Origin of the sequence: Pseudomonas fluorescens (assembly GCF_018614775.1) — a bacterium.
In the GTDB taxonomy this organism is placed as follows: Bacteria; Pseudomonadota; Gammaproteobacteria; order Pseudomonadales; family Pseudomonadaceae; genus Aquipseudomonas; species Aquipseudomonas fluorescens_BY.
The window spans coordinates 15,343-42,217 of the sequence record NZ_JAGGOF010000039.1; the positions used below are offsets into that span (position 1 = coordinate 15,343).

The 26,875-nt window shown below is 61.7% G+C and carries 20 protein-coding genes and 2 tRNA genes; 18 read left to right on the top strand and 4 right to left on the bottom strand.

Translation table 11 applies throughout. The features are described 5' to 3' along the window. Positions 1-29: 29 nt before the first annotated feature. The 7 genes from hfq to J7E36_RS10835 all read left to right on the top strand — a co-directional run bounded on the left by hfq (position 30) and on the right by J7E36_RS10835 (position 8,678). Positions 30-290, top strand: coding sequence for an RNA chaperone Hfq (gene hfq, locus J7E36_RS10805; RefSeq protein ID WP_003186419.1), 261 nt, complete (start codon positions 30-32; stop codon positions 288-290). A gap of 12 nt (positions 291-302) precedes the next feature. After that, entirely contained in the window at positions 303-1,604 is a 1,302-nt protein-coding gene (hflX, locus tag J7E36_RS10810) for a ribosome rescue GTPase HflX (protein WP_215002653.1), read from the top strand. 85 nt (positions 1,605-1,689) lie between these two features. Beyond that, positions 1,690-2,865, top strand: a complete 1,176-nt coding sequence (gene hflK, locus J7E36_RS10815; RefSeq protein WP_215002655.1) for an FtsH protease activity modulator HflK — start codon at positions 1,690-1,692, stop codon at positions 2,863-2,865. Beyond that, positions 2,865-3,734 (top strand): protease modulator HflC, encoded by an 870-nt coding sequence (gene hflC, locus J7E36_RS10820; protein ID WP_215002657.1) that lies wholly within the window; start codon positions 2,865-2,867, stop codon positions 3,732-3,734. Before hflK ends, hflC begins: the two co-directional genes overlap by 1 nt. Before the next feature lie 324 nt (positions 3,735-4,058). Beyond that, positions 4,059-5,246 carry an ATP phosphoribosyltransferase regulatory subunit gene (locus J7E36_RS10825; protein ID WP_215002659.1) on the top strand — a complete coding sequence of 396 codons (1,188 nt, stop codon included), beginning with the start codon at positions 4,059-4,061 and terminating at the stop codon, positions 5,244-5,246. A 54-nt stretch (positions 5,247-5,300) separates the two neighbouring features. Further along, positions 5,301-6,593 carry an adenylosuccinate synthase gene (locus tag J7E36_RS10830; protein WP_215002661.1) on the top strand — a complete coding sequence of 431 codons (1,293 nt, stop codon included), beginning with the start codon at positions 5,301-5,303 and terminating at the stop codon, positions 6,591-6,593. A 150-nt stretch (positions 6,594-6,743) separates the two neighbouring features. Then, complete coding sequence (locus J7E36_RS10835; protein WP_215002663.1) at positions 6,744-8,678, top strand: methyl-accepting chemotaxis protein; 1,935 nt, start codon at positions 6,744-6,746, stop codon at positions 8,676-8,678. Between the two features lie 91 nt (positions 8,679-8,769). On the opposite strand, the gene J7E36_RS10840 is transcribed toward J7E36_RS10835, so the two are convergent. The 4 genes from J7E36_RS10840 to J7E36_RS10855 form a co-directional block, all read right to left on the bottom strand. Continuing rightward, on the bottom strand, positions 8,770-10,335 hold the full coding sequence (locus J7E36_RS10840) for an ABC transporter permease (protein ID WP_215002665.1): 1,566 nt from the start codon (positions 10,333-10,335) through the stop codon (positions 8,770-8,772). Further along, entirely contained in the window at positions 10,335-11,345 is a 1,011-nt protein-coding gene (locus tag J7E36_RS10845) for an iron ABC transporter substrate-binding protein (protein ID WP_215002667.1), read from the bottom strand. Before J7E36_RS10845 ends, J7E36_RS10840 begins: the two co-directional genes overlap by 1 nt. Before the next feature lie 195 nt (positions 11,346-11,540). After that, positions 11,541-11,627, bottom strand: a tRNA-Leu gene (locus J7E36_RS10850). A 175-nt stretch (positions 11,628-11,802) separates the two neighbouring features. After that, positions 11,803-11,889: transfer RNA gene (locus J7E36_RS10855), tRNA-Leu, on the bottom strand. A 228-nt stretch (positions 11,890-12,117) separates the two neighbouring features. Here J7E36_RS10855 and rnr point away from each other — a divergent pair. From rnr to J7E36_RS10910, 11 genes are all read left to right on the top strand, one after another. Then, positions 12,118-14,724: a ribonuclease R gene (gene rnr / locus J7E36_RS10860; protein ID WP_215002669.1), complete on the top strand. Its 2,607-nt coding sequence runs from the start codon at positions 12,118-12,120 to the stop codon at positions 14,722-14,724. Next, complete coding sequence (gene rlmB, locus J7E36_RS10865; RefSeq protein WP_215002672.1) at positions 14,721-15,479, top strand: 23S rRNA (guanosine(2251)-2'-O)-methyltransferase RlmB; 759 nt, start codon at positions 14,721-14,723, stop codon at positions 15,477-15,479. The genes rnr and rlmB overlap by 4 nt, the downstream gene beginning before the upstream one ends. A 237-nt stretch (positions 15,480-15,716) precedes the next feature. Further along, positions 15,717-16,145 (top strand): 30S ribosomal protein S6, encoded by a 429-nt coding sequence (gene rpsF, locus J7E36_RS10870; RefSeq protein WP_003186395.1) that lies wholly within the window; start codon positions 15,717-15,719, stop codon positions 16,143-16,145. 28 nt (positions 16,146-16,173) lie between these two features. Beyond that, positions 16,174-16,404 (top strand): 30S ribosomal protein S18, encoded by a 231-nt coding sequence (gene rpsR / locus J7E36_RS10875; protein ID WP_002551829.1) that lies wholly within the window; start codon positions 16,174-16,176, stop codon positions 16,402-16,404. Between the two features lie 37 nt (positions 16,405-16,441). Continuing rightward, positions 16,442-17,335: a hypothetical protein gene (locus J7E36_RS10880; protein ID WP_215002674.1), complete on the top strand. Its 894-nt coding sequence runs from the start codon at positions 16,442-16,444 to the stop codon at positions 17,333-17,335. An 18-nt stretch (positions 17,336-17,353) separates the two neighbouring features. Then, positions 17,354-17,800 (top strand): 50S ribosomal protein L9, encoded by a 447-nt coding sequence (rplI, locus tag J7E36_RS10885; RefSeq protein ID WP_215002676.1) that lies wholly within the window; start codon positions 17,354-17,356, stop codon positions 17,798-17,800. A gap of 130 nt (positions 17,801-17,930) precedes the next feature. Beyond that, positions 17,931-19,328: a replicative DNA helicase gene (gene dnaB / locus J7E36_RS10890; protein WP_135843431.1), complete on the top strand. Its 1,398-nt coding sequence runs from the start codon at positions 17,931-17,933 to the stop codon at positions 19,326-19,328. 230 nt (positions 19,329-19,558) lie between these two features. Then, a complete protein-coding gene (locus J7E36_RS10895; RefSeq protein WP_215002678.1) occupies positions 19,559-21,859 on the top strand; it encodes a YgiQ family radical SAM protein in 2,301 nt (766 codons plus the stop codon). Between the two features lie 131 nt (positions 21,860-21,990). Then, a complete protein-coding gene (locus J7E36_RS10900) occupies positions 21,991-22,911 on the top strand; it encodes an NAD synthetase (RefSeq protein ID WP_215002680.1) in 921 nt (306 codons plus the stop codon). Beyond that, positions 22,911-23,369, top strand: coding sequence for a hypothetical protein (locus J7E36_RS10905; RefSeq protein WP_215002682.1), 459 nt, complete (start codon positions 22,911-22,913; stop codon positions 23,367-23,369). Before J7E36_RS10900 ends, J7E36_RS10905 begins: the two co-directional genes overlap by 1 nt. A 176-nt stretch (positions 23,370-23,545) precedes the next feature. Then, entirely contained in the window at positions 23,546-26,842 is a 3,297-nt protein-coding gene (locus J7E36_RS10910) for a DUF2126 domain-containing protein (RefSeq protein ID WP_215002684.1), read from the top strand. The last annotated feature ends 33 nt before the right edge of the window (positions 26,843-26,875 follow it).

Consider the following 26,875-nt stretch of genomic DNA (forward strand, 5'->3'; position numbering starts at 1 on the left):
TATTATTGATCCTTAAAGGAGTGCGGCACATGTCAAAAGGGCATTCGCTACAAGACCCTTACTTGAACACTTTACGTAAAGAAAAAGTTGGGGTGTCCATCTATCTGGTCAACGGGATCAAACTGCAAGGCACGATCGAGTCTTTCGACCAGTTCGTCATCCTTCTGAAAAACACCGTCAGCCAGATGGTCTACAAACACGCGATCTCGACAGTCGTGCCAGTTCGTCCGATTCGTCTGCCTAGCGCAACCGAATCCGAAGGCGGCGACGCTGAGCCGGGTAACGCCTGATAGGAGTCTCCTTTGTTCTTTGAGCGCCACGGTGGTGGTGAACGGGCTATTCTCGTTCACTTGGATGGACAGGACCCTGAGGCGCGCGAAGATCCGCAGGAGTTTCAGGAATTGGCATTGTCGGCCGGCGCCGAGACGGTCGCGTTTTTCAACGTGCCGCGTCATCGGCCAACCGCCAAGTTCCTGATCGGCAGTGGCAAGGTCGAGGAGTTGCGCGACCTGGTCAAGGCCGAGCACGTCGATCTGGTGATTTTCAATCACGTCCTCACGCCCAGTCAGGAGCGCAACCTCGAACGTGTCTTCGAGTGTCGCGTCATCGACCGTACCGGGCTGATTCTCGATATCTTCGCCCAACGCGCGCGCACCCATGAAGGCAAGCTCCAGGTTGAACTGGCCCAGCTTGAACACATGAGTACGCGGCTGGTGCGTGGCTGGACTCACCTTGAGCGGCAGAAGGGCGGTATCGGTCTGCGCGGCCCGGGTGAAACCCAGCTGGAAACCGACCGGCGCCTGCTGCGGGTTCGCCTGCGCCAGATCAAGGGGCGGCTGGAGAAGGTCCGCAGCCAGCGCGAGCAATCGCGTCGCGGACGCAAGCGCGCCGATATCCCGACGGTTTCACTGGTGGGCTATACCAACGCCGGCAAATCGACCCTCTTCAACAACGTCACCCAGTCCGACGTCTACGCCGCCGACCAATTGTTCGCGACGCTCGACCCGACCTTGCGCCGGCTCGACCTGGACGACCTCGGGCCGATCGTGCTGGCCGACACCGTGGGTTTCATCCGCCACCTGCCGCATAAACTGGTCGAGGCTTTCCGGGCTACGCTCGAAGAGTCGAGCAATTCCGACCTGCTGCTGCACGTGATCGATGCCGCCGAGCCGGACCGGATGCTGCAGATCGAGCAGGTGATGGTGGTGCTGGGCGAGATCGGGGCCCAGGACTTGCCGATCCTCGAGGTATACAACAAACTCGATTTGCTCGAAGGCGTGGAGCCGCAGATCCAGCGCGATGCCGACGGCAAGCCGCAACGGGTCTGGCTGTCGGCCCGCGACGGTACCGGCCTTGACCTGCTCAAGCAGGCCGTGGCCGAGTTGCTCGGCAACGATCTGTTCGTGGGTACCTTGAGGTTGCCGCAACGTTTGGCCCGGCTGCGCGCCCAGTTCTTTGAACTGGGGGCCGTGCAAAAAGAAGAACATGACGATGAAGGCACCTGCCTGCTGGCCGTGCGCCTGCCTCGATCGGAGTTGAACCGTCTGGTCAGTCGCGAGGGCTTGCAACCGATGGAATTCATCGAGCAACACACTTTGCAATAAAAGCCTGAGAAAGCGGTGTCAGGCATTCTGTAGCATTGGCCGGCGCGCCGTGGGTGCGTCTTTGCTTTATCAGATGGAGAGCGCTATGGCTTGGAATGAGCCGGGTGGCAACTCGAACAATCAGGATCCCTGGGGTGGCAAGCGTCGTAACAACGGCGACCGCAAGGGGCCGCCAGATCTCGACGAGGCCTTCCGAAAGCTGCAGGAAAGCCTGAACGGTTTGTTCGGTGGTGGTAAAAAACGCGGTGACGATGGCGGCGGACGTCCGGGCAAGGGCGGCGGTTTCGGCCTGCTCGGCATCGGTCTTGTCGTGCTCGCGGCGGTCTGGCTGTACAGCGCGGTCTATGTCGTGGACGAGCAGGAGCAAGCCGTGGTGCTGCGCTTCGGCAAGTACTACGAGACCGTCGGCCCGGGCCTGAACATCTATTTCCCGCCGATCGACCAGAAGTACCTGGAAAACGTCACGCGTGAACGTGCGTACAGCAAGCAGGGCCAGATGCTCACCGAAGACGAAAACATCGTCGAAGTGCCGCTGACCGTGCAGTACAAGATCACCAACCTGCAAGACTTCGTACTCAATGTCGACCAGCCGGAAGTCAGCCTGCAGCACGCGACCGAAAGCGCCCTGCGCCATGTGGTGGGTTCCACCGCCATGGACCAGGTGCTGACCGAAGGTCGTGAACTGATGGCCAGCGAAATCAAGGAACGCCTGCAACGGTTCCTCGACACCTATCGCACCGGTATCACCGTGACCCAGGTCAACGTGCAGAGCGCAGCGGCACCGCGTGAAGTACAGGAAGCCTTCGACGACGTGATCCGTGCCCGTGAAGACGAGCAGCGTTCGCGTAACCAGGCCGAAACCTATGCCAATGGCGTCGTGCCGGAAGCCCGTGGTCAGGCCCAGCGGATCATCGAGGACGCCAACGGTTACCGCGACGAAGTGGTTTCCCGTGCCAAGGGTGAGGCCGATCGCTTCACCAAGCTGGTGGCAGAGTATCGCAAGGCCCCTGAAGTGACGCGTCAGCGCCTGTACCTGGACACCATGCAGGAAGTCTTCAGCAACACCAGCAAGGTCCTCGTGACCGGCAACAAGAACGGCCAGAGCAATCTGCTGTACCTGCCGCTGGACAAGATGGTCGAGGGTGGTCGCAACACCAGCACGCCGCCGACCGGCAGCGCGTCGGCCGCCAGCAATGAAGCCAACGCCCGTGCGGCGGCGGATCTGCAGCAACAGCAAGCACGTACCAGGGAGAGTCGCTGATGAGCAATAAATCGCTGATCGCCCTTATTGTCGGTGTCGTCGTGGCGATCGCTGCCTGGAACTGCTTCTACATCGTGGCTCAGACCGAGCGTGCGGTGTTGCTGCAATTCGGTCGCGTGGTCCAGGCCGATGTCCAGCCGGGGTTGCACGTGAAGGTGCCGTACGTCAACAAGGTGCGCAAGTTCGACGCTCGCCTGATGACGCTGGATGCGCCGACGCAACGCTTCCTGACGCTGGAAAAGAAAGCCGTGATGGTGGATGCCTATGCCAAGTGGCGCGTGAAGGATGCCGAGCGCTTCTACACCGCGACGTCCGGCCTGAAGCAGATCGCCGACGAGCGTCTGTCCCGTCGTCTGGAGTCGGGCCTGCGTGACCAGTTCGGTAAGCGCACGCTGCATGAGGTGGTGTCCGGCGAGCGTGATGCGCTCATGGCCGACATCACCCGTTCGCTGAACGCGATGGCGGAAAAAGAGCTGGGTATCGAGGTGATCGATGTCCGGGTCAAGGCCATCGACTTGCCGAAGGAAGTGAACCGCAGCGTGTTCGAGCGGATGAGCACCGAGCGCGAGCGTGAAGCCCGCGAGCACCGCGCCAAGGGTAATGAGCTGGCCGAAGGCATTCGTGCCGACGCCGATCGCCAACGCCGTGTGCTGCTGGCTGAAGCTTATCGTGAATCGGAAGAGGTTCGCGGTGATGGTGACGCCCAGTCCGCTGCGATCTACGCCAAGGCCTACGGCCAGGATCAGGAGTTCTACGCGTTCTACCGCAGCCTGCGCGCCTACCGTGAAAGCTTCGCGAACAAATCCGACGTTTTGGTCCTGGACCCAAGCAGCGACTTCTTCCATTACCTGGAAAAGGCCAAGCCTTGATACCGCGTTGACCTGAGGTGCTCCGCCCGGCGGCTAAAGCGTCGGGCGGGGTGATCCTTTGGGAAAACGTGTGTATGATGCGGCAGCCGGGAAATTCCCGGCTTTTTTGCGTCTGCACGTTCGATTGCGGTTTCAGTTGCAGGCGTGGGGTTGAATGACCCGACAGGTTTTTCGAGGAAAGTGCCGGGCGAGGCCGATTGCGGGCCATTCGTCACGTCGCTCTTGCGCGTTTTTCACCCATGTAGCGCGCAGGGCCCAGGTATTTTCTGCTTCACTCAAGGCCGGCCCGAGGGTTGGCCACCCGGACCATAGGGGAATGGCGTAATGGCAACGGTAGACCGCTGGCTGCTGCCAGATGGCATCGAAGAAGTACTGCCACCGGAAGCTGCGCGTATCGAAGTCGCGCGTCGGCAGGTGTTGGATCTGTTCCAGAGCTGGGGTTACGAGTTCGTCGTCACCCCGCATATCGAGTACCTGGAATCCCTGCTGACCGGCGCGGGCCAGGACCTGGATCTGCGCACCTTCAAGGTGATCGACCCCCAGTCGGGCCGGCAGATGGGTTTCCGTGCCGACATTACGCCGCAAGTGGCGCGCATCGATGCCCACACCCTGCGCCGCGAAGGCCCGAGCCGCCTGTGCTACGCCGGCAGCGTGCTGCATGCCCAGCCGCGCGCCTTGTCGTCCTCGCGCAGTCCGATCCAACTGGGCGCCGAGTTGTATGGCGACGCCAGCCCGAGCAGCGACGTAGAAGTCATCAGCCTGATGTTGGCCATGTTGCAACTGGCTGACGTACCGGATGTCCACATGGACCTGGGGCATGTCGGCATCTATCGCGGCCTGGCCCGTGCGGCCGGTTTGTCTGGCGAAGTGGAACAACAGCTGTTCGATGCGCTGCAACGCAAGGCCATCGACGAAGTCATCAGCCTGACCGAAGGCTTGCCGACGGACCTGTCGGGCATGCTGCGGGCGCTGGTGGACCTGTGTGGCGGTCGTGAAGTGCTGAGCGCCGCCCGCGAACGCCTGGCCCTTGCGCCGGCACCCGTGCTGGCGGCGTTGGACGATTTGCTGGCCATTGCCGAGCGTCTGTCGGTGCGTTTCCCTGACTTGCCGCTGTATTTTGACCTGGGTGAGTTGCGCGGCTATCACTACCACACCGGCGTTGTGTTCGCCGTGTTCGTTCCGGGCATGGGCCAGTCGATCGCCCAGGGCGGTCGCTATGACGATATCGGCGCCGACTTCGGTCGCGCCCGTCCGGCGACCGGCTTTTCTACCGATTTGAAAACCCTGGTGACCCTGGGGCGTGCTGAAATCGAGCTACCGTCTGGCGGTATCTGGATGCCTGACAGTACGGATGCAGCACTCTGGCAGGCGGTCTGCCAGTTGCGCAGTGAGGGTCAGCGTGTCGTCCAGGCCTTGCCTGGGCAACCTGTGGCCGCCGCCCGTGAAGCGGACTGCGACCGGCAATTGATTCAGCAGAATGGGCTTTGGCAAGTATTGCCGCTGGCTTCTTGAGTTTTCCTGCCGGCCGTGGCCGGCACCAAGTTTGCGCGAATGAGGACAAGTGTTATGGGTAAGAATGTCGTAGTCCTGGGCACCCAATGGGGTGATGAGGGCAAAGGCAAGATCGTTGATCTGCTGACCGAACATGCTGCCGCCGTAGTGCGCTACCAAGGTGGCCACAACGCAGGTCACACCCTGGTGATCGACGGTGAAAAAACCGTCCTGCACCTGATTCCGTCGGGCGTACTGCGCGAAGGCGTCCAGTGCCTGATCGGCAACGGTGTGGTGGTGGCTCCCGACGCCCTGCTGCGGGAAATCATCAAGCTGGAAGAAAAGGGCGTACCGGTGCGCGAACGCCTGCGCATCAGCCCGTCCTGCCCGCTGATCCTGTCCTATCACGTGGCGCTGGACCAGGCCCGTGAAAAGGCCCGTGGCGAGCTGAAGATCGGCACCACCGGTCGCGGCATCGGCCCGGCCTACGAAGACAAGGTGGCCCGCCGCGGCCTGCGCATCGGTGACCTGTTCCACCGCGAGCGTTTCGCCGCCAAGCTGGGTGAGTTGCTGGACTACCACAACTTCGTCCTGGTCAATTACTACAAAGAGCCGGCCATCGACTTCCAGAAAACCCTGGACGAGTGCATGGAGTACGCCGGGCTACTCAAGCCGATGATGCTCGACGTCACTGCCGAACTGCACGAGCTGCGTCGCGCCGGCAAGGACATCATGTTCGAAGGTGCCCAGGGTTCGCTGCTGGACATCGACCACGGTACCTACCCGTACGTCACCAGCTCCAACACCACCGCCGGCGGCATTGCCACCGGTTCGGGTTTCGGCCCGATGTACCTGGACTACATCCTGGGCATCACCAAGGCCTACACCACGCGCGTCGGTTCGGGTCCGTTCCCGACTGAGTTGTTCGACGACGTTGGTGCCTTCCTGGCCAAGCGTGGCCACGAATTCGGTGCAACCACCGGGCGTGCCCGTCGTTGCGGCTGGTTCGATGCGGTCATCCTGCGTCGCGCCATCGACGTCAACAGTATCTCAGGCCTGTGCCTGACCAAGCTGGACGTGCTGGACGGCCTGGAAACCATCAACATCTGCGTGGGCTACAAGAATCAGAACGGCGCGGTCATTGACGCACCGACCGATGCCGACAGCTACATCGGCCTGGAGCCGGTGTACGAGCAGATGCCAGGCTGGGCTGAATCGACCGTGGGCGCCAAGACCCTGGAGGAGCTGCCAGCGGCCGCCCGCAACTACATCAAGCGCGTCGAAGAGTTGGTGGGTGCGCCGATCGACATTATTTCGACGGGGCCTGACCGCAACGAAACCATCGTTCTGCGTCATCCCTTCGGCTGATAAGTCCTTGATGTAAAAAGCAAAGGACCCTCGTTTGGGTCCTTTGTCGTTTCTGCCCTTCGCGCGGCACGACACTTGCTATGGAAGTCCATTGCAGGCACCTCTTGATAGGTGCCACCAATTTAATGGCGTTTGGTAGAGGGATTTCACGTGTCGGCCGTTCTCTCACTGTTACAAAGCCGTTTATTACGGCCCGTGTTCGTTACCCTCGGTATCGCCCTTTTGGTGCAGGTACTGGTCGCCGTTGCGCTGACCCGAAGCACCGTCACGGCACTGGAAGCCGATCTCGGTACGCGGTTGGGGGCCGACAGCCAGAAGCTCTCGGCCGAGCTGGAGCAGGCTGGGCGTGAGGTCACGTCGAGTTTGGACAGTCTGTCCGCCAATACCCGACAGCGGCTGAATGCCGGGCTGTCGACACGTCTGAAGGACGAGCAGGCGCAGTTGCGTGGGACATTGGAGAAAGACCTGCGCGATTCCGCCAATGATATGGCGCAGCTCCTGGCCTCCGTCGCACCTCGCGCCATGTGGGACAGCGACATACCAACGCTCTCCGAATTCGCCCGCCGGGCCCAGCGCAACCCCAATGTGCTGTTCGTCATCTATGACGATGCAGCCGGCGAACACCTGACCCGCTATCTGAACCGGGAAAACCCGATCAACAAGGCCCTGCTGGAAAAAGGCAAGGGCGAGCGGGCATTGGATAAGGTGCTGGACGCGGCGAAGAACGATCCGTCGGTGTATTACCTCGAGGCCTCGATCAACCCCAACGGCGTAGAGATCGGCAAGATATTGATGGGCGTTTCCACGGCTTCCGTCGAGACCGACCTGAAGGCGCTGGACCAGCGTTTTTCGGCGCTGATCGCCAGCAGTGATCAGTTGATTGGCGACAGCCTGAAGGGCGCGGCGGCCGATAGCGCCACCGCCATGCGCAACCGGCTGCAATCGGCACAAGCCACGGCCACGCAGATGCAGACCAACACCGCCAGCACCGTGCAGGAAGCGGCGGGTACCTTACGTTGGCGCATCGGCCTCGGCCTGGCTCTGGTTGGCTGCGGCGTCCTGCTGCTATTGGCCGTGGTACTGGGGCGTCGGGTGGTCAATCGCCTGAAGCTGTTGATTGCGGCAATGAACGATCTGGCGGCAGGCGAGGGTGACCTGACCAAGCGCGTGCAAATCAACAGCAAGGACGAAATTGGCGACATGGCCTCGGCCGTCAATCGCTTTGTGGATAAATTGCAACCCATCGTGCGCGAGGCGGGCGACGTTGCCCAGCGCACCGGCGTGGAAATCGGTGCAATGACCTTGCGTAACTCCGGCGCCGATGCGGCGGCCGGGATGCAGCGCGACGAGGTGGCCGAGAGCCTGCGCGCGCTGTCGCAAATGGCTGACGAGGCACAGTCCGAGAGCCAGGCGATGCAGGCGGCCCTGCAGCAAGTGGTGGAGATCCGCCAGGCCACCGATGAAAACACCCGCACGTCGGCCAAAGTCAGCAGTTTGATCGAGGCGCTGGCCGGGCAGGTAGACACCGGGGCTAAAGTCATCGAGCGGCTGGCGCAGCAGAGCGAGCAGATCGAAGTGGTGCTGACGGTGATTCACGGGATTGCCGAGCAGACCAACCTGTTGGCCCTCAACGCGGCCATCGAAGCGGCACGGGCCGGGGAAACCGGGCGCGGCTTTGCGGTGGTGGCGGATGAGGTGCGGGCGCTGGCGAGCAAGACCCAGAGTTCGACCGGCGATATTCAGGCGCACATCGTGGCCTTGCAGCAGGGGGCTCGCGAAGCCGTGGCGGCGATTGGCCTGGCCGGGCGCCAGGCCAGCGAAGGCCTGTTGGTCTTGCGTGACAGTGCGCGCTTGCAACAATCGGTGCAAACGTCCGTGGAGCAGGTGCATGCGGCGATTGGCCTGGCCACCCAGGCGGCGGCCCATCAAGCCCAGGGTGCGCAAGCGGTGCGTGGGCGGGTGGAAACCATCCACGTCCAGGCCGAGAAAGCCGCCCAGGCCGTGGTCGAGACCACCGCCAGCGGCAAGGTACTGGACGGTCTGGCGGCGCAGTTGAAGGCGAGCCTGGGGCAGTTCAGGGCTTGATCGGTACCTGGGCTGGCCTCATCGCGAGCAGGCTCGCTCCCACCGCTGACCTTGAGCCAATGTGGGGGCGAGCCTGCTCGCGATAGCCATTTCAGCGACTCAGATACATCCGCGTCGTCAGCAAATAAACCGGCAACCCCGACACCACGATCAGTAGCGCCGCATAAGGCGCTGCCGCGGCAAACTCCACATTCGACGTATGAGCCCAGACCGCCGTTGCCAGCGTATTGAGCCCGGTGGGGCTCAGCAGCAGCGTGGCCGTCAGCTCCTTCATTGCATCCAGGAATACCAGGGCGAAGGCCGCGCCCAGCGCCGGGAAGATGATCGGCAATGTCACCCGGCAAAACGCACTGAATGAGGAGGCGCCCAGCGTTCGCGCCGCCTCTTCCAGCTGCGGCGCGGCCTTGTTCAGCGCGGTGCGCACCGGCGCCTGGGCCAGCGGCAGGAACAACAGCGCATAAGCGATCAGCAGCAAGCCGGAAGTCTGGTACAGCGCAGGCACGTAGTGCAGGGCGAAGTACACCAGGCTCAGGGCGATCACCAATCCCGGCAGGGCGTGCAGCAAGTACGGCAGGCGTTCGGCCCACAGGGCAAGGCGACCTTTATGGCGCACCACCAGCAAGCCGACCGGCACCGCCAGCACCAGGCACAGCGCGGCGCCCCCGAGTGACAGCGCCAGCGACGACAGCAGTGCCTCGCTGATCTCACCCACTGGGAACGCGGCGGAAGAGCCCACCGCCAGCCAATACACCAGCATGCCCAGGGGAATGCCGCTGCCGATGATGGTCAGGGCCAGGCAATACACCTGGCCGAGCAGGGTCCAAGGCCCCAGTCGCACTGGTCCGGCCTGTCGCGCCGCGCCTTGGCCGGTGCGCACGTGCCGACCCTTGCCGCGCACCCGCAACTCCAGCCATAGCAGGACCAGGCACAGCGCCAGCAGTACCGCCGAAAGCATGGCCGCATTGGCGTTACTGAATTCCAGTTCGAATTGCTGATAGATCGCGGTGGTGAAGGTTTGCAGGCCGATAATCGACAATGCGCCGAATTCCACCAGCATGTGCAGGGCGATCAGCAACGAGCCCGCCAACAGTGCCGGCCAGAGCAGCGGCAAGGTGACGCGAAAGAACACGCCCCAGCGGTTTTGCCCCAGGGTGCGAGCGGATTCTTCAAGGGACGGGTCCAGGTTGCGCAGCGTTGCTGCCACCGGAAGAAAGATCAGCGGGTATTTCGACAGGGTCATCACCAGGATCGCCCCGCCCAGGCCTTCGAACCGGGCGCTGAGGGAGACCCAGGTGAAGCTGCTGACAAAGGCCGGTACCGCGAACGGCAGGCACAAAATGACGCCCCAGACCCGACGTCCCGGCAGGTTGCTGCGCTCCAGCAGCCAAGCCAGGGACAGGCCAATGACCCCACAAGCCAGCGTGACGCCGGTCATCAGCGCCAGGGTGTTGCGCAGCAGTCCGAACACATAGGGCCGCCAGAGCAGGTGCAACGCCTCGGCCCAGCCGGCCTGCCAAGCCTTGGCGACGACGTAGAGCAGCGGTAACGCGCTCAGTAGCACCAGCAGCGCAACGGGCAGCAGCAAGCCGATAGGCGGACGCCTGCGCCGGGAGACATTATTCCCGATTGCGCGCAGTGCGCTGAGCGACTGTGTCATCAGTTCAGACCGACTTCACGTTCCAGGTCCAGCGCCTCTTCGGCGTTGCCGAGGTCGGCGGGGGTGACTTTCGGCGGATCGAGCTCACTGAATGGCTTGAGGCCGCGGTCCGACACCATGCCTTTATGCAGCGGGTACTCGGCGGAGGTCTGGGTAATCACCCGCTGGCCTTCTTCGCTGGCCATGTAGGCGAGCAGTTGTTGGGCTTCCTTGGGGTGTTTGCTCGACTTCAGCGCGGCGGCGCTGGACACGGTCACCAGGCCGCCGGCATCGCCGCCGGTGAAATAGTGCAGCTTGGAGTCGAGCTGGCCTTTTTCCCGTTGCAAGGCGAACCAGTAGTAGTTGTTCACCAGAACCGTCGCCACTTCGCCGTTTTCCACCGCCTTGAGGGCGACCATGTTGTTGCTGTAGACCTTGCCGAAAGCGCGCAGCCCGGTGAGCCATTCCTCGGCCGCTTCCATCCCGTGCAGTTTGATGATGGCGACGGCCTGTTCCTGGAAGGCGCCGCTGCTCGGCACGAAGCCGACCTTGCCCTGCCATTGGGGCTGGGCAAAATCGAGGACGGTTTTGGGCAGGTCTTTTTCGTCGATCAGTTTCGGGTTGTAGGCCACCACCCGCACGCGGGCGGTGACGCCCATCCAGGTGCCGTTGCCGGCGACGTAGTCCTTGGGCAGGACATTCAAGGTGGCGTCATCGATTTTTGCCAGCAGGCCTTGTTCGCCGAGTTTGTTCAAAGGCGGCGATTCTTCGGTGTAGATCACATCGGCCGGGGAGCGGTCGCCTTCTTCCACCACCTGGCTGGCAAGCTGGTTGCTGCTGCCTTTGCGCACCTTGACGTGGATACCGGTCTTGGCTTCGAAGGCCTTGGCCAGTTCGTCGCCGACTTCCTTGTGCTGGCCGTTGTACAGGGTCAGTTCCACCTTGTCGGTGGCGTGGGTGAGGGGTGTTGCGAGGGTCAGGCCGAGCAGGGTGCAGGTCAGTGCGCGGCGCAGGGTGGTTCGAAACAGCATTCGCAGGGTTCCTCACTGTCGTGTGGCAAAAACGTGCAACAAGGATAAACGATATTGTTTCTCATGTGCGTCTTGATGACCGGTGGAGAAGATGCGGTTCCCTGGGCGAGGGAACTGGTAAGCAATCCCGAAAACGCAAAAACCCGCTTTCGCGGGTTTCTGTGAGGCTCAAGGTCTGAACCTTGAAGCTTGAATTGGTGCCCAGAAGAAGACTCGAACTTCCACGACCTTGCGGTCACCAGCACCTGAAGCTGGCGTGTCTACCAATTTCACCATCTGGGCAGCATCTTCAGCGTTGCCGCTGTTGATGAGGCGCACTATACGGAGCGTGTTTTGATCTGTAAACCCCTGTTTTTGTTTTGTTAATTGCCAAACCGAATTGCAGGGGGCAGGAATGCAAAAACCCGCTTTCGCGGGTTTTTGTGAAGCTCAAGGTCTTGAACCTTGAAGCTTGAATTGGTGCCCAGAAGAAGACTCGAACTTCCACGACCTTGCGGTCACCAGCACCTGAAGCTGGCGTGTCTACCAATTTCACCATCTGGGCAGCATCGGCAACGTGTGTGCGTCGTCGATGGCGCGCACTATACGGAGCGTGTTTTTAACTGTAAACCCCTGGGAGCAAAAAAACCTGGAAATTTCACCGGCGGCGCGATCTTCGGCTTCAAAGGACGGTCGAACCACCTCGGAAAGGTAATTTCAGCTGCCTGAAATTTCCCGTTTCATTAAGCCTATGCCAAACTAACCCGCATATAGACAAGGTGAAAACTCTCTAATGGCCGATTGGCAGTCCCTCGATCCCGAGGCCGCTCGTGAAGCGGAAAAATATGAAAACCCTATTCCTAGCCGCGAACTGATCCTGGCGCATCTCGCCGATCGGGGTTCGCCTGCTAGCCGCGAGCAACTGGTTGAAGAATTCGGCCTGACCACCGAGGACCAGCTCGAAGCCCTGCGCCGCCGCCTGCGCGCCATGGAGCGCGACGCTCAGCTCATCTACACCCGCCGTGGCACCTACGCGCCGGTGGATAAGCTCGACCTGATCCTGGGCCGCATCGCCGGTCATCGCGATGGCTTCGGCTTCCTGATCCCGGACGACGGCAGCGACGACCTGTTCATGAGCCCCGCGCAAATGCGCCTGGTGTTTGACGGTGACCGCGCCCTGGCCCGTGTCTCCGGTCTGGACCGCCGCGGCCGCCGTGAAGGCGTGATCGTCGAAGTGGTGTCCCGCGCCCACGAAACCATCGTTGGTCGTTATTTCGAAGAAGGCGGCATCGGCTTTGTCGTCGCCGACAACCCGAAGATCCAGCAGGAAGTGCTGGTGACCCCGGGCCGTAATGCCGACGCCAGGGTCGGTCAGTTCGTCGAGGTGAAGATCACTCACTGGCCAACCCCGCGCTTCCAGCCGCAGGGGGATGTGGTGGAAGTGGTCGGCAACTACATGGCCCCGGGCATGGAAATCGACATTGCCTTGCGCACCTATGACATTCCGCATGTCTGGCCTGAAGCGGTCATGAAAGAAGCCGCCAAGCTCAAGCCGGAAGTCGAAGAGAAAGACAAAGAGAAGCGCGTCGACCTGCGTCACCTGCCGTTCGTCACCATCGACGGCGAAGACGCCCGGGACTTCGACGACGCGGTCTACTGCGAAGCCCGGCCCGGCAAATTGCGCCTGTTCTCCGGCGGCTGGAAGCTGTACGTGGCGATCGCCGATGTTTCCAGCTACGTGAAGCTCGGTTCGGCGCTGGACGCCGAAGCCCAGGTGCGTGGCAACTCGGTGTACTTCCCCGAGCGCGTCGTGCCGATGCTGCCCGAGCAATTGTCCAACGGCCTGTGCTCGCTCAACCCGCATGTCGATCGCCTGGCCATGGTTTGCGAGATGACCATCTCCAAGTCCGGCGAAATGACCGACTACTGCTTCTACGAAGCGGTGATCCATTCCCATGCCCGCCTGACCTACAACAAGGTCAGCGCGATGCTGGAAACACCGAAGCTGGCCGAATCGCGCAAGCTGCGCGGTGAGTACAACGAAGTGTTGCCGGATCTCAAGCAGCTCTATGCGTTGTACAAGGTGCTGCTGGCGGCGCGCCACGTGCGCGGTGCGATCGATTTTGAAACCCAGGAAACCCGGATCATTTTCGGTACCGAGCGCAAGATCGCCGAAATCCGGCCGACCGTGCGCAACGATGCACACAAGTTGATCGAGGAGTGCATGCTGGCGGCCAACGTTGCCACCGCTGAATTCCTGAAGAAACACGAGATCCCTGCGTTGTACCGGGTCCATGACGGTCCGCCGCCGGAGCGCCTGGAAAAACTGCGCGCGTTCCTCGGTGAGCTCGGCCTGTCCCTGCACAAAGGCAAGGAAGGTCCGTCGCCCAAGGATTACCAGGCCCTGCTGGCCAGCATCAAGGATCGTCCGGATTTCCACCTGATCCAGACCGTGATGCTGCGTTCGTTGAGCCAGGCGGTGTACAGCGCCGATAACCAGGGCCACTTCGGCCTGAATTACGAAGCCTATACCCACTTCACGTCGCCAATCCGTCGCTATCCCGACCTGCTCACGCACCGGGCCATCCGTAGCGTGATCCATTCGAAGATGGACACCCCGCACGTCAAGCGTGCCGGTGCGATGACCATTCCGAAGGCGCGGATCTATCCGTACGACGAGGCCGCCCTGGAGCAGCTCGGCGAACAGTGCTCGATGAGTGAGCGGCGGGCCGACGAAGCGACTCGTGACGTGGTGAACTGGCTCAAATGCGAATACATGAAGGACCGCGTCGGTGAGTCGTTCCCGGGTGTGATCACTGCCGTGACCGGTTTTGGCCTGTTCGTCGAACTGACCGATATCTACGTTGAGGGCCTGGTGCATGTCACCGCGCTGCCGGGCGATTACTACCACTTCGACCCTGTGCATCACCGCCTGGCGGGTGAACGCACCGGTCGTAGCTTCCGTCTGGGTGATACCGTTGAAGTGCGGGTCATGCGCGTCGACCTCGACGAGCGCAAGATCGACTTCGAGATGGCCGAGAAAACCATCAGTGCGCCGATTGGTCGCAAGAAACGCGGTGCCGAAACGCCTGCGCCAGCGGCCAAGCCAGCTGCCGAGCCGGCCTCGTCCAAGTCCGGGCGTCGTGGCCCGGCCAAAGAGAAAACCGGTGAAGCCTATCGTCCGAGCGACGCGGCGGCAAAAAACGCCGAGGTGCGCAAGAGCCGTGAGATGAAGCAGGCGTTGCTGGCGGAAGCCAAGAAAGGTGGTAAGGCGGCGTCGGGGTCAAAGTCGGCCCCGGACAGCGCCAGCAAGCCAGGCAAACACCGTAAAGGTCCGCCAAAAGCGGGCTCGGCTCCGGCCAAAAGCGGTGGGGCACGTAAACCCAAGGCCAAGTCATGAGTCAGTTGGAAAAAATCTACGGCGTGCATGCCGTGGAAGCGCTGTTGCGTCACCACCCCAAGCGGGTCAAGCAGATCTGGCTGGCGGAAAGCCGCAGTGAGCCACGGGTGCAGGCCCTGGTCGCGCTGGCCAACGAGAATCGCGTGGCGGTCGGCCAGGCCGAGCGGCGCGAGATGGATGCCTGGGTCGAGGGTGTCCACCAGGGCGTCGTAGCCGAGGTCAGCCCGAGTCAGGTCTGGGGCGAGGCGATGCTCGACGAGCTGCTCGATCGCACCGAGGGCGCACCCTTGCTGCTGGTGCTCGACGGCGTGACCGATCCTCACAACCTCGGCGCCTGCCTGCGTTCGGCGGACGCCGCCGGGGCACTGGCGGTAATCGTTCCCAAGGACAAGTCGGCAACCTTGACGCCGGCGGTACGAAAAGTCGCTTGCGGTGCCGCGGAAGTGATTCCGCTGGTGGCCGTGACCAACCTGGCGCGTACCCTGGAAAAACTCCAGCAGCGCGGTCTGTGGGTCGTCGGTACGGCGGGTGAAGCCGAACAGGACCTGTACCAACAGGACCTCACCGGCCCGACGATCCTGATCATGGGCGCCGAAGGCAAAGGCATGCGTCGCCTGACCCGCGAGCATTGTGACTACCTGGTCAAGCTGCCGATGGCTGGTAGCGTCAGCAGCCTCAACGTCTCGGTCGCGACCGGGGTGTGCCTGTTCGAGGCGCTGCGCCAGCGTAGCGTCAAGGCTGCCGCGAAGAAATAAGGCGTACGCGAATCCCTGTGGGAGCGAGCNNCAGGCTCGCTCCCACATTGTCTTGTGTTGTAGCGGTTGTTCAAATAATCACCAATTGCCTTGCGCCGCCCTCGACCCTTCTCTACAATTGCGCCCCTTGCTGTGATGGCAGGCACTTATGTGTCTAGCGTCCTCAAGTCCATAAGTGTCATTCACTCCTTGTCTGACCGTTTTTGAGCGGCAGGCTACAACCCGTAAGGAGCATTCATGCGTCATTACGAAATCATCTTTTTGGTCCACCCGGATCAAAGCGAGCAAGTCGGCGGCATGGTTGAGCGTTACACCAAGCTGATCGAAGAAGACGGCGGCAAAATCCACCGTCTGGAAGACTGGGGCCGTCGTCAACTGGCCTATGCAATCAACAATGTTCACAAGGCTCACTACGTGATGCTGAACGTTGAGTGCACCGGCAAGGCCCTGGCCGAGCTGGAAGACAACTTCCGCTACAACGATGCAGTGATCCGTAACCTGGTCATCCGTCGCGAAGAAGCCGTTACCGGCCAATCCGAGATGCTCAAGGCTGAAGAAAACCGCAGTGAGCGCCGTGAGCGTCGCGACCGTCCTGAGCACTCTGACAGCGCCGATGGCGATGACAGCGATAGCGACAGCGACAACAGCGATAACGCTGACGAGTAATCCACGGACCTTTTAAGGAGCCAATCACATGGCACGTTTCTTCCGTCGTCGTAAATTCTGCCGCTTCACCGCTGAAGACGTGAAAGAGATCGATTACAAAGATCTCAACACTCTGAAAGCCTACGTATCCGAGACCGGCAAAATCGTTCCAAGCCGTATCACCGGTACCAAAGCTCGTTATCAGCGTCAGCTGGCCACCGCTATCAAGCGCGCCCGCTTCCTGGCCCTGCTGGCCTACACCGACAGCCACGGCCGCTGAGACCAGGTCGTCGACGAGTAAGTAAGGGATTGAATGCATGCGCGCCTTAGCTGAGTTCATCATGCGCGGTCGTATGCAGGCCACTCTGGCAGTGGCTGGATGCGCGGCATTGCCGTTGTTGTATTGGTTGGGTGCTGCCGCGGGGAGTCTTGTACTTCTGCGGCGCGGATTGCAGGACGCCCTTGGCGTTCTTGCTCTGGGACTGCTGCCGGCCTTGTTCTGGTGGTTGTATTCCGCTGACCCGCGGGCACTCATGGTGCTGCTGGGGTCTTCGGTGCTGGCGCTGGTGTTGCGCGCCAGCGAATCCTGGAACCGCGTGCTGCTGGTCAGCATAGCGCTGGGAGTGGGGTTTTCAGTGGTGCTCGGGGTGGCTTTCGCGCCCCAGATCGAGATGCTTTCGCAGGCTTTGATAAAAATCCTGCCCGAGGCCCTCGGTGATCTCTACCAGCAGATGTCGGTAGAGGAGCAGGCGCGTTTCGCGTCCCTGATTGCCCCGGTCCTGACTGGCCTGATTGCGGCCTTGTTGCAAATCGTCAGTGTGCTGAGCCTGATTATCGGGCGCTACTGGCAAGCGTTGTTGTACAACCCGGGTGGTTTTGGCCGCGAGTTTCGCGCCATCCGTTTCCCGCTTGGGCTGGCGATGTTGCTGCTGGCAGGCATGCTTCTGGCACCGAACTTCGGTGTGCAGATGGCAATGTTCACGCCGTTGTGCAGCGTACCGCTGGTATTCGCCGCGTTGGCCCTGATTCACGGGCTGGTGGCGCAAAAGCGACTGGCCAGGTTCTGGCTGGTGGGGTTGTACGTCACGTTGTTGCTGTTCATGCAGCTGATCTATCCGTTGCTGGTGGTCCTGGCCATCGTCGACAGCCTGATTGATTTTCGCGGTCGTATGGCGTCGAAAGACGCCGACAACGCGAACGGTGAAGGTTAAAAGTTAGAGGATTTTCACATGCAACTGATCCTTCTGGAAAAAGTCACCAACCTGGGCAACCTGGGTGACAAAGTAAACGTTAAGGCCGGTTACGGTCGTAACTACCTGCTGCCTTACGGCAAAGCCACCGCTGCGACCGCTGCCAACCTGGCTGCGTTCGAAGAGCGTCGCGCTGAGCTGGAAAAAGCTGCAGCAGACCGCAAGATCTCGGCCGAAAGCCGTGCTGCCCAACTGGCCGAGCTGGAAGTGACCATCACTGCCACCGCTGGCGACGAAGGCAAGCTGTTCGGTTCGATCGGTACTCACGACATCGCTGACGCACTGACCGCCTCCGGCGTTGAAGTGTCGAAAAGCGAAGTTCGTCTGCCGAACGGCACCATCCGCAACGTAGGTGAATTCGACGTGGCCGTGCACCTGCACGCCGAAGTTGAAGCCACCGTACGCGTTGTCGTGGTAGCAGCCTAAGCAACACCTGTCGGCTGGCACCCTCGGGTACTAGTCGGTAACATCGGGCACGATCCTGTTTACAGGTCGTGCCCTTTGTCTTTCTGCAATTCCCGATTTCCCCCTGCGTTTCCCAAAGAATCAAGTGGCCATGAACGAAATCACCGCTCCCGAGCAATACGACCTGCAAACTGCTGCCCTGAAGGTGCCGCCGCATTCCATCGAGGCCGAACAGGCCGTGCTCGGTGGCTTGATGCTGGACAACAACGCCTGGGAACGCGTGCTGGACCAGGTCTCCGACGGCGATTTCTACCGACATGACCACCGCCTGATTTTCCGTGCGATCGCCAAGCTGGCCGATCAGAACATGCCGATCGACGTCGTGACCCTGTCCGAGCAACTGGACAAGGAGGGGCAGACGTCCCAGGTCGGCGGCCTCGGTTACCTCGGCGAACTGGCGAAAAACACGCCGTCTGTCGCCAACATCAAGGCCTATGCGCAAATCGTCCGCGAGCGGGCGACGTTGCGCCAGTTGATCGGCATCAGCACCGAAATCGCCGACAGTGCCTTCAACCCGGAAGGCCGGACCGCCGCCGAAATCCTCGACGAAGCCGAGCGGCAGATCTTCCAGATCGCCGAGGCGCGGCCGAAAACCGGTGGCCCGGTCAGTGTCAATGACTTGCTGACCAAGGCCATCGACCGCATCGACACCTTGTTCAACACCGACAACGCCATCACCGGCCTGTCCACCGGCTATACCGACCTCGACGAGAAGACCAGCGGTTTGCAACCGTCCGACCTGATCATCGTCGCCGGTCGTCCGTCGATGGGCAAGACCACCTTCGCGATGAACCTGGTGGAAAACGCCGTGCTGCGCAGTGACAAGGCGGTCCTGGTGTATTCCCTCGAGATGCCAGGTGAATCGTTGATCATGCGTATGCTGTCGTCCCTGGGGCGCATTGACCAGACCAAGGTCCGTTCCGGTCAGTTGGAAGATGACGACTGGCCGCGCCTGACGTCGGCGGTCAACCTGCTCAATGACCGCAAGTTGTTCATCGATGACACCGCCGGCATCAGTCCGTCGGAGATGCGCGCCCGGACCCGTCGCCTGGTGCGTGAGCACGGTGAAGTCGGCCTGATCATGATCGACTACCTGCAACTGATGCAGATCCCCGGTTCCAGCGGCGATAACCGGACCAACGAGATTTCCGAGATCTCCCGTTCCCTCAAGGCCCTGGCCAAGGAATTCAACTGCCCGGTGGTGGCGCTCTCCCAGTTGAACCGCTCCCTGGAACAGCGCCCCAACAAGCGCCCGGTGAACTCCGACTTGCGGGAATCCGGTGCGATCGAGCAGGACGCCGACGTGATCATGTTCGTGTACCGCGACGAGGTGTATCACCCCGAGACGGAACACAAGGGCATCGCCGAAATCATCATCGGCAAGCAGCGTAACGGCCCGATCGGCTTCATTCGCCTGGCCTTCATCGGCAAATACACGCGCTTCGAGAACCTGGCGCCGGGCAGCTATAACTTTGATGATGACGAATGATCTGTGGGAGCGGGCTTGCTCGCGAAAGCGGCGCGCCAGACAACCTTAGCGTCGGCTGACACACCGCCTTCGCGAGCAAGCCCGCTCCCACCCTGGAATGCATTCCCCTGTGGGAGCGAGCCTGCTCGCGATGGCAGCGCCGCCGATTTCCGACCATAGCCGTCGGACTTGATCATTTTTTGTGCTATATTCCGCGCCCGCGATTTTTCATCTTTATACCGGTCATCGACATGCAAGCAGCCAAGCCATTATTTGACTATCCCAAGTACTGGGCCGAATGTTTCGGCCCGGCGCCGTTCCTGCCCATGAGCAGGGAGGAGATGGATCAGCTCGGCTGGGATTCGTGCGACATCATCATCGTGACCGGGGATGCCTACGTCGACCACCCGTCCTTTGGCATGGCGATCATCGGCCGTCTGCTGGAAGCCCAGGGTTTTCGTGTGGGGATCATCGCCCAGCCGAACTGGCAGTCCAAGGACGACTTCATGAAGCTCGGCGAGCCCAACCTGTTTTTCGGTGTCGCGGCCGGCAACATGGACTCGATGATCAACCGCTACACCGCCGACAAGAAAATCCGCTCCGATGACGCCTATACCCCGGGCGGCCTGGCGGGCAAGCGGCCGGACCGTGCGAGCCTGGTCTACAGCCAGCGCTGCAAGGAAGCCTACAAGCATGTGCCGATCGTGCTCGGCGGCATCGAAGCGTCCCTGCGTCGCATCGCCCACTACGATTACTGGCAGGACCGGGTGCGCAATTCGATCCTGATCGACGCCTGCGCCGACATTCTGCTCTACGGCAATGCCGAGCGGGCGATCGTCGAAGTCGCCCAACGCCTGTCCTATGGCCATAAGATCGAAGACATTACCGACGTGCGCGGCACCGCGTTCATCCGCCGTGACACGCCCAAGGACTGGTACGAAGTCGATTCCACGCGCATCGACCGTCCGGGCAAGGTCGACAAGATCATCAATCCATATGTGAACACCCAGGACACCGCCGCCTGTGCCATCGAGCAGGAAAAGGGGCCGGTCGAAGACCCGAGCGAAGCCAAGGTCGTGCAGATTCTGGCGAGCCCGAAAATGACCCGGGACAAGACGGTGATCCGCCTGCCTTCGGTGGAAAAGGTGCGCAATGACGCGGTGCTCTACGCCCACGCCAACCGCGTGCTCCACCTGGAAACCAACCCGGGTAACGCCCGTGCCCTGGTGCAGAAGCACGGCGAAGTCGATGTCTGGTTCAACCCGCCGCCCATTCCGATGACCACCGAGGAAATGGACTACGTCTTCGGCATGCCTTACGCACGTGTCCCGCACCCGGCCTACGGCAAGGAAAAGATTCCGGCCTACGAGATGATCCGTTTCTCGGTGAACATCATGCGTGGCTGTTTTGGCGGCTGCACGTTCTGCTCGATCACCGAGCACGAAGGCCGGATCATCCAGAACCGTTCCGAAGAGTCGATCATTCGCGAGATCGAAGAGATCCGCGACAAGGTACCCGGCTTCACCGGGGTGATTTCCGACCTCGGCGGCCCGACCGCGAACATGTACCGCATTGCCTGCAAGACCCCGGAAATCGAATCCGCGTGCCGCAAGCCGTCCTGTGTGTTCCCCGGCATCTGCCCGAACCTGAACACCGACCATTCCGCGCTGATCCAGCTGTATCGCAGCGCCCGGGCATTGCCTGGGGTGAAGAAGATCCTCATTGCCTCCGGCCTGCGTTACGACCTGGCGGTCGAGTCGCCGGAGTACGTCAAGGAACTAGTGACCCACCACGTCGGTGGTTACCTGAAGATTGCCCCGGAGCATACCGAGGAAGGCCCGCTCAACCAGATGATGAAACCGGGCATCGGCAGCTATGACCGGTTCAAGCGGATGTTCGAGAAGTACACCAAGGAAGCCGGGAAAGAGCAGTACCTGATTCCGTACTTCATCGCCGCCCACCCCGGCACCACCGATGAAGACATGATGAACCTGGCGCTGTGGCTCAAGGGCAATGGCTTCCGGGCCGACCAGGTGCAGGCGTTCTACCCGTCGCCGATGGCCACGGCCACGGCCATGTATCACTCGGGCAAGAACCCGTTGCGCAAGGTCACCTACAAGAGCGACGGGGTGACCATCGTCAAGAGCGAAGAGCAGCGCCGCCTGCACAAGGCCTTCCTGCGCTACCACGACCCCAAGGGCTGGCCGATGCTGCGTGAAGCACTGACCCGCATGGGCCGTGCCGACCTGATCGGGCCGGGCAAGCACCAGTTGATCCCGCTGCACCAGCCGGCTACCGACAGCTACCAGAGTGCCCGGCGCAAGAACTCGACACCGGCCGGCAGTCACAAGGTGGGCAAGGACACCACGAAGATCCTGACCCAGCACACCGGCCTGCCGCCGCGCGCCAGCGACGGCGGCAATGCGTGGGACAAGCGCGAGCAAGCCAAGGCTGCGGCGTTCGCCCGTAACCAGCAGGCCGCCAAGGACCGGAAGGACGCCGCCAAGGGCAAGGGGCCGAAGCCTGCGCGCAAGCCGGTCGTGCCACGCTAGTTTTGAACTGACAGTGGGGGCAAGGCTTGCCCGCGATGGGGGCCGTGCGGTTTACCTTGGAGCCGAGGCGCGCTCATCGCGGGCAAGCCTTGCTCCCACAGTTGATCCCCTGGACCTCAAGGACGACTCACATGAGCACCCCGCTGCCGGGCATCGGCATGGACAACACTTTCTCCCAGTTCATGGCCCGCCAACGCATCGAAAGCCAGATCAACCTGCCTCGGCTGTTTGCCGCCATTGATGCCGACCCCGGTATCGTTGGCGCGGGGGTGGTGTACGTCGATGCCGAATTCAACGTGGTGACCCTGCGTGAATTCAAGCCGATCTGCAGCATCAAGCCCAAGCGGGTCATTTTGCACGAGGCCCAGAAGTACATCGCGCCGGCGCAATTTGCCCAGCAGGTGCAAGACAATCCCCGACAGTCGCGTCTGGTTGGGGAGGCAATCAATACCACCTTGTCGTGTGCCGGAGCGGTATTGGGCTGGATTGTCGTGTTCAGTGGAACGGTTGCCGTTCCCTTTAGTGCGGGGGCCAGTTCCGTTGTGGTGGCTCTGGGTTATACCGCAGCGACGGCGAGTACCGTGCAGTGTGCTGTCGGGCTTATCCGGACGACGGCCGAAGTGGCCAATCCACAACTCAATGACAAGCTGGACAGTGAGGAATGGTACCAATATGCCTCAATCGGTCTCGATGCTGCCTCCTTGCTGGGAGTGGGCGCTTCTGCCCTGACCACGATAAAACTGGTGAAGGCGGCGAAGGCCAGCACCGGCAAAAGCCTACGTGAGGTCCTGCGTGGCCTGAATCGCCAGGAGCGGGCGAAACTGACCAAGGAGTTGCTGAGCATCAATGACCCGCGGCTGACGCCGAAAATGCTCAAGCTCAAACAGCTTGCCGGGGAGTTGCCTAAGCGTTTTACCCCGACCCAGATGAAGCACGCTACGGTTACCCAGATCAAAGATTCTTTGGGGGCTGCGATCGGCCTGACTGGCAGCAGCTTGTCGGGAAATATAAAAACCATTGCCGTCGGCTTGTACGAAGAACTGGAGGAGTAATGGACGATCCGAGTCTGCCGCGTTTTCTGGTGCGCTATTTCCCGACCTTCATTGGCGGCATTTTCGCGGCACTGTTGTCCCTGGGCTGTGCAGCTCCCTTGTTGGTGACGTCTTATCTGCCCAGGGCCTCAATTGGTGAGCAAGCGACCTGGTCGGTGCTGGGGGGGGCGGCAGTCACGTTGATCGTGGTGCATTGCAATTTCATGGTAGTGCGCGGCAGGCCGCAATGGGTCTGGGGATTGGTCGCGGTGCTGGTCTTATGCCTGCTGGGCGTATTGCCCACTGTCGAGGATCGCCCGCATAAAGTCATCTATACGTTGGCGGTGTTGTTCCCGCTATTGGGCTTGTTGTTACTCAACAGCAAACGCCACCGCGAAATGCGCAGCCAACTGGTGGAAATCCGCCGCCAACGCGAGCTCATCATCAAGGCGGCCAAGGCCTCACGCCCGCGTCGCTGAGTCGATTCGCTACCGTCTCCCGCCACATTTATGTGCGCCCCTTTGCACGCGAAAGCGGGCAACGTCCGTTTTTAGTGCTCTACTGCCTGGAGTAAACGAAGAAAGTGTCCGGCCTGCCTGCATGGCATAAGTCTTGCGCCGCTTTCAATAACGCCCAGGCTCGCAGGAGGCACGCTGTGTCGATACATGTCGCATTGCATCACGTCACGCATTACCGCTATGACCGCGCTGTCGAACTCGGTCCGCAGATCGTTCGCCTGCGCCCGGCGCCCCACAGCCGTACGCGGATTCTTTCCTATGCGTTGAAGGTTTCCCCCGACCAGCACTTCATCAACTGGCAGCAGGACCCCCAGGGCAATTACCTGGCGCGACTGGTGTTCCCGGAGAAAACCGAGGAGCTGCGGATCGAGGTCGACCTGCTGGCGGAGATGGCAGTGTTCAACCCGTTCGACTTCTTCCTCGAACCCTACGCCGAGAAAATCCCGTTCGACTACGCCGCCGATGAACGCAAGGAGCTCGCGCCGTACCTGGAAACCTTGCCGCTGACGCCGAGGCTCCAGGCGTACCTGGACGGCATCGACCGCACGCCGCTGCCGGCAGTGGATTTCCTCGTGGCACTCAACCAGCGCCTGAGCGAAGACATCAACTACCTGATCCGTATGGAGCCCGGCGTCCAGAGCCCGGAACATACCCTGGAGCATGCGTCCGGCTCCTGCCGCGACTCGGCCTGGCTGCTGGTGCAATTGTTGCGCAACCTCGGCCTGGCGGCCCGGTTTGTGTCCGGCTACCTGATCCAGTTGACGGCCGACGTGAAAAGCCTCGACGGCCCGTCAGGCACCGAAGTGGACTTCACTGACTTGCATGCCTGGTGCGAGGTCTACCTGCCGGGCGCCGGCTGGATCGGCCTCGATGCGACGTCCGGGTTGTTCGCCGGTGAAGGGCATATCCCCTTGGCGTGCAGCCCCGATCCGTCCTCGGCAGCGCCGATCAGCGGCTTGGTGGAACCATGCGAGTGTGCGTTCAGCCACGAAATGTCCATCGAGCGGGTCTGGGAAGCGCCGCGGGTCACCAGGCCCTACACCGACGAACAATGGCTGGCGATCCAGGCGCTGGGGCGGCAGATTGATGTCGACTTGCTGGAGGGCGACGTGCGCCTGACCATGGGCGGTGAACCGACCTTCGTGTCCATCGATGACCCCGACGGCGCCGAGTGGAACACGGCGGCACTCGGGCCGGACAAGCGCCGGCTCTCCGCCGAGTTGTTCCAGCGCATGCGCAATCACTACGCGCCCAAGGGGCTGGTGCATTTCGGCCAGGGCAAGTGGTACCCCGGCGAACAACTGCCGCGCTGGTCGCTGAACTGCTATTGGCGGCGCGACGGCGTGCCGATCTGGCACAACAGCGCCTTGATCGCCGACGAACAGCAGGACTATGGTGCCGATGGCGAACTGGCCGGGCGTTTCCTGACCCGCGTCGCCGAGCGCCTGAACATTCCTGCGCGATTCGTGTTTCCGGCCTACGAAGACAACTTCTATTACCTCTGGCGCGAAGGTGCATTGCCTTCGAATGTCACCGCCCAGGACCCACGGCTGGACGATGCCCTGGAGCGCGCGCGGCTGCGCAAAGTCTTTAGCCAGGGCCTGGACAAAGTGATCGGCCAGGTCTTGCCACTGGCCCGCACTGCCAAGGGCGATCAGTGGCAAAGCGGTCGTTGGTACCTGCGGGATAGTCACTGCCGGCTGGTGCCGGGGGATTCGCCGCTGGGTTATCGCTTGCCCTTGGCGTCCCAGCCTTGGGTCACGGCGGCCGAATACCCGTTCATCCACCCCACCGACCCGAACCAGGACTTGCCCAAGCTGCCCGACACCGAGCAGTTGGCGCATCACGGCGAGTCGTCCGTCGAGCAGGACCGTGCCCCGCAGATCGATGAATCCGCCGACTGGCTGACTCGTACGGCGTTTTGTGCCGAGGCTCGCGAGGGGCGCCTGTACCTGTTCATGCCGCCTCTGGAGCGGGTCGAGGATTATCTGGCGCTGGTCAGCGCCATTGAAGAGACGGCCGAGGCGCTGCATTGCCCGGTGCTGTTGGAAGGCTATGAGCCGCCGAGCGACCCGCGCCTGAGTAACTTTCGTATCACCCCGGATCCGGGCGTGATCGAGGTTAACGTGCAGCCGTCTGCGACCTGGGATGAACTGGTCGAACGCACCGAGTTTCTTTACGAGGAGGCGCGACAGACGCGCCTGACCACTGAGAAATTCATGATCGATGGCCGGCACACCGGCACCGGTGGCGGCAACCATTTCGTACTGGGAGGCGCGACGCCAGCGGACTCACCGTTCCTGCGACGTCCTGATCTGCTGCGCAGCCTGATCAGCTACTGGCATAACCACCCGTCGTTGTCCTACCTGTTTTCCGGACTGTTCATCGGCCCGACCTCCCAGGCGCCCCGGGTGGACGAGGCGCGCAACGATGCGTTGTATGAACTGGAAATCGCGTTTGCGCAGATGCCCCAGCCGGACGAGGAATGTCCCCCCTGGCTGGTCGACCGGTTGTTGCGCAACCTGTTGATCGACGTCACGGGCAATACGCACCGTGCCGAATTCTGCATCGACAAGCTTTATTCACCGGACGGTGCCACGGGGCGGCTCGGCCTGTTGGAGTTGCGTGCGTTCGAGATGCCGCCCCACGCCCGCATGAGCCTGGCCCAGCAACTGTTGCTGCGGGCGCTGGTGGCGCGGTTCTGGCGGGAACCCTACGCGCCGGCGAAACTGGCGCGCTGGGGGACCGAGCTACACGACCGCTTCCTGCTGCCGCACTTTATCGAGCAGGATTTTGCCGACGTTATCAGTGAGCTGAACGTTGCCGGTTATCCGTTGCGGGCCGAGTGGTTCGCCGCTCACCTGGAGTTTCGCTTCCCCAAGGTGGGCGATTATGCGGTCAGCGGCATCGAACTGCAGTTGCGCCAGGCCCTTGAGCCTTGGCACGTACTGGGGGAGGAGGGTGCGGTAGGTGGCACCGTGCGCTATGTGGACTCCTCCCTGGAACGCCTGCAGGTCAAGCTCAGTGGCCTGGCGCCGCAACGCTATGTGCTGACCTGCAATGGCGTGCCGGTGCCGTTGCAACCGACGGGGCGGGTCGGTGAGTTCGTCGCCGGCGTGCGTTTTCGCGCCTGGCAACCGGCCAACTGTCTGCAACCGACCATCCCGGTGCATGCGCCGCTGGTCTTCGATCTGCTCGACACCTGGACGCAACGTTCCGTGGGGGGCTGCCAGTATCATGTGGCTCATCCGGGCGGTCGCAACTACGACAGCCTGCCGGTGAATGCCAACGAAGCCGAGAGCCGGCGAATGGCGCGTTTCTTCCGTCTCGGGCACACGCCAGGAAAACTGCCGATGCCTGTCTTGACGGTAAATGACGAGTTTCCGCTCACCCTTGACCTGCGGCGGTTTCAGGGACGCCCGACCAGTAGCTGAACCTGGAACAAAGCTTGTGGGAGCAAGGCTTGC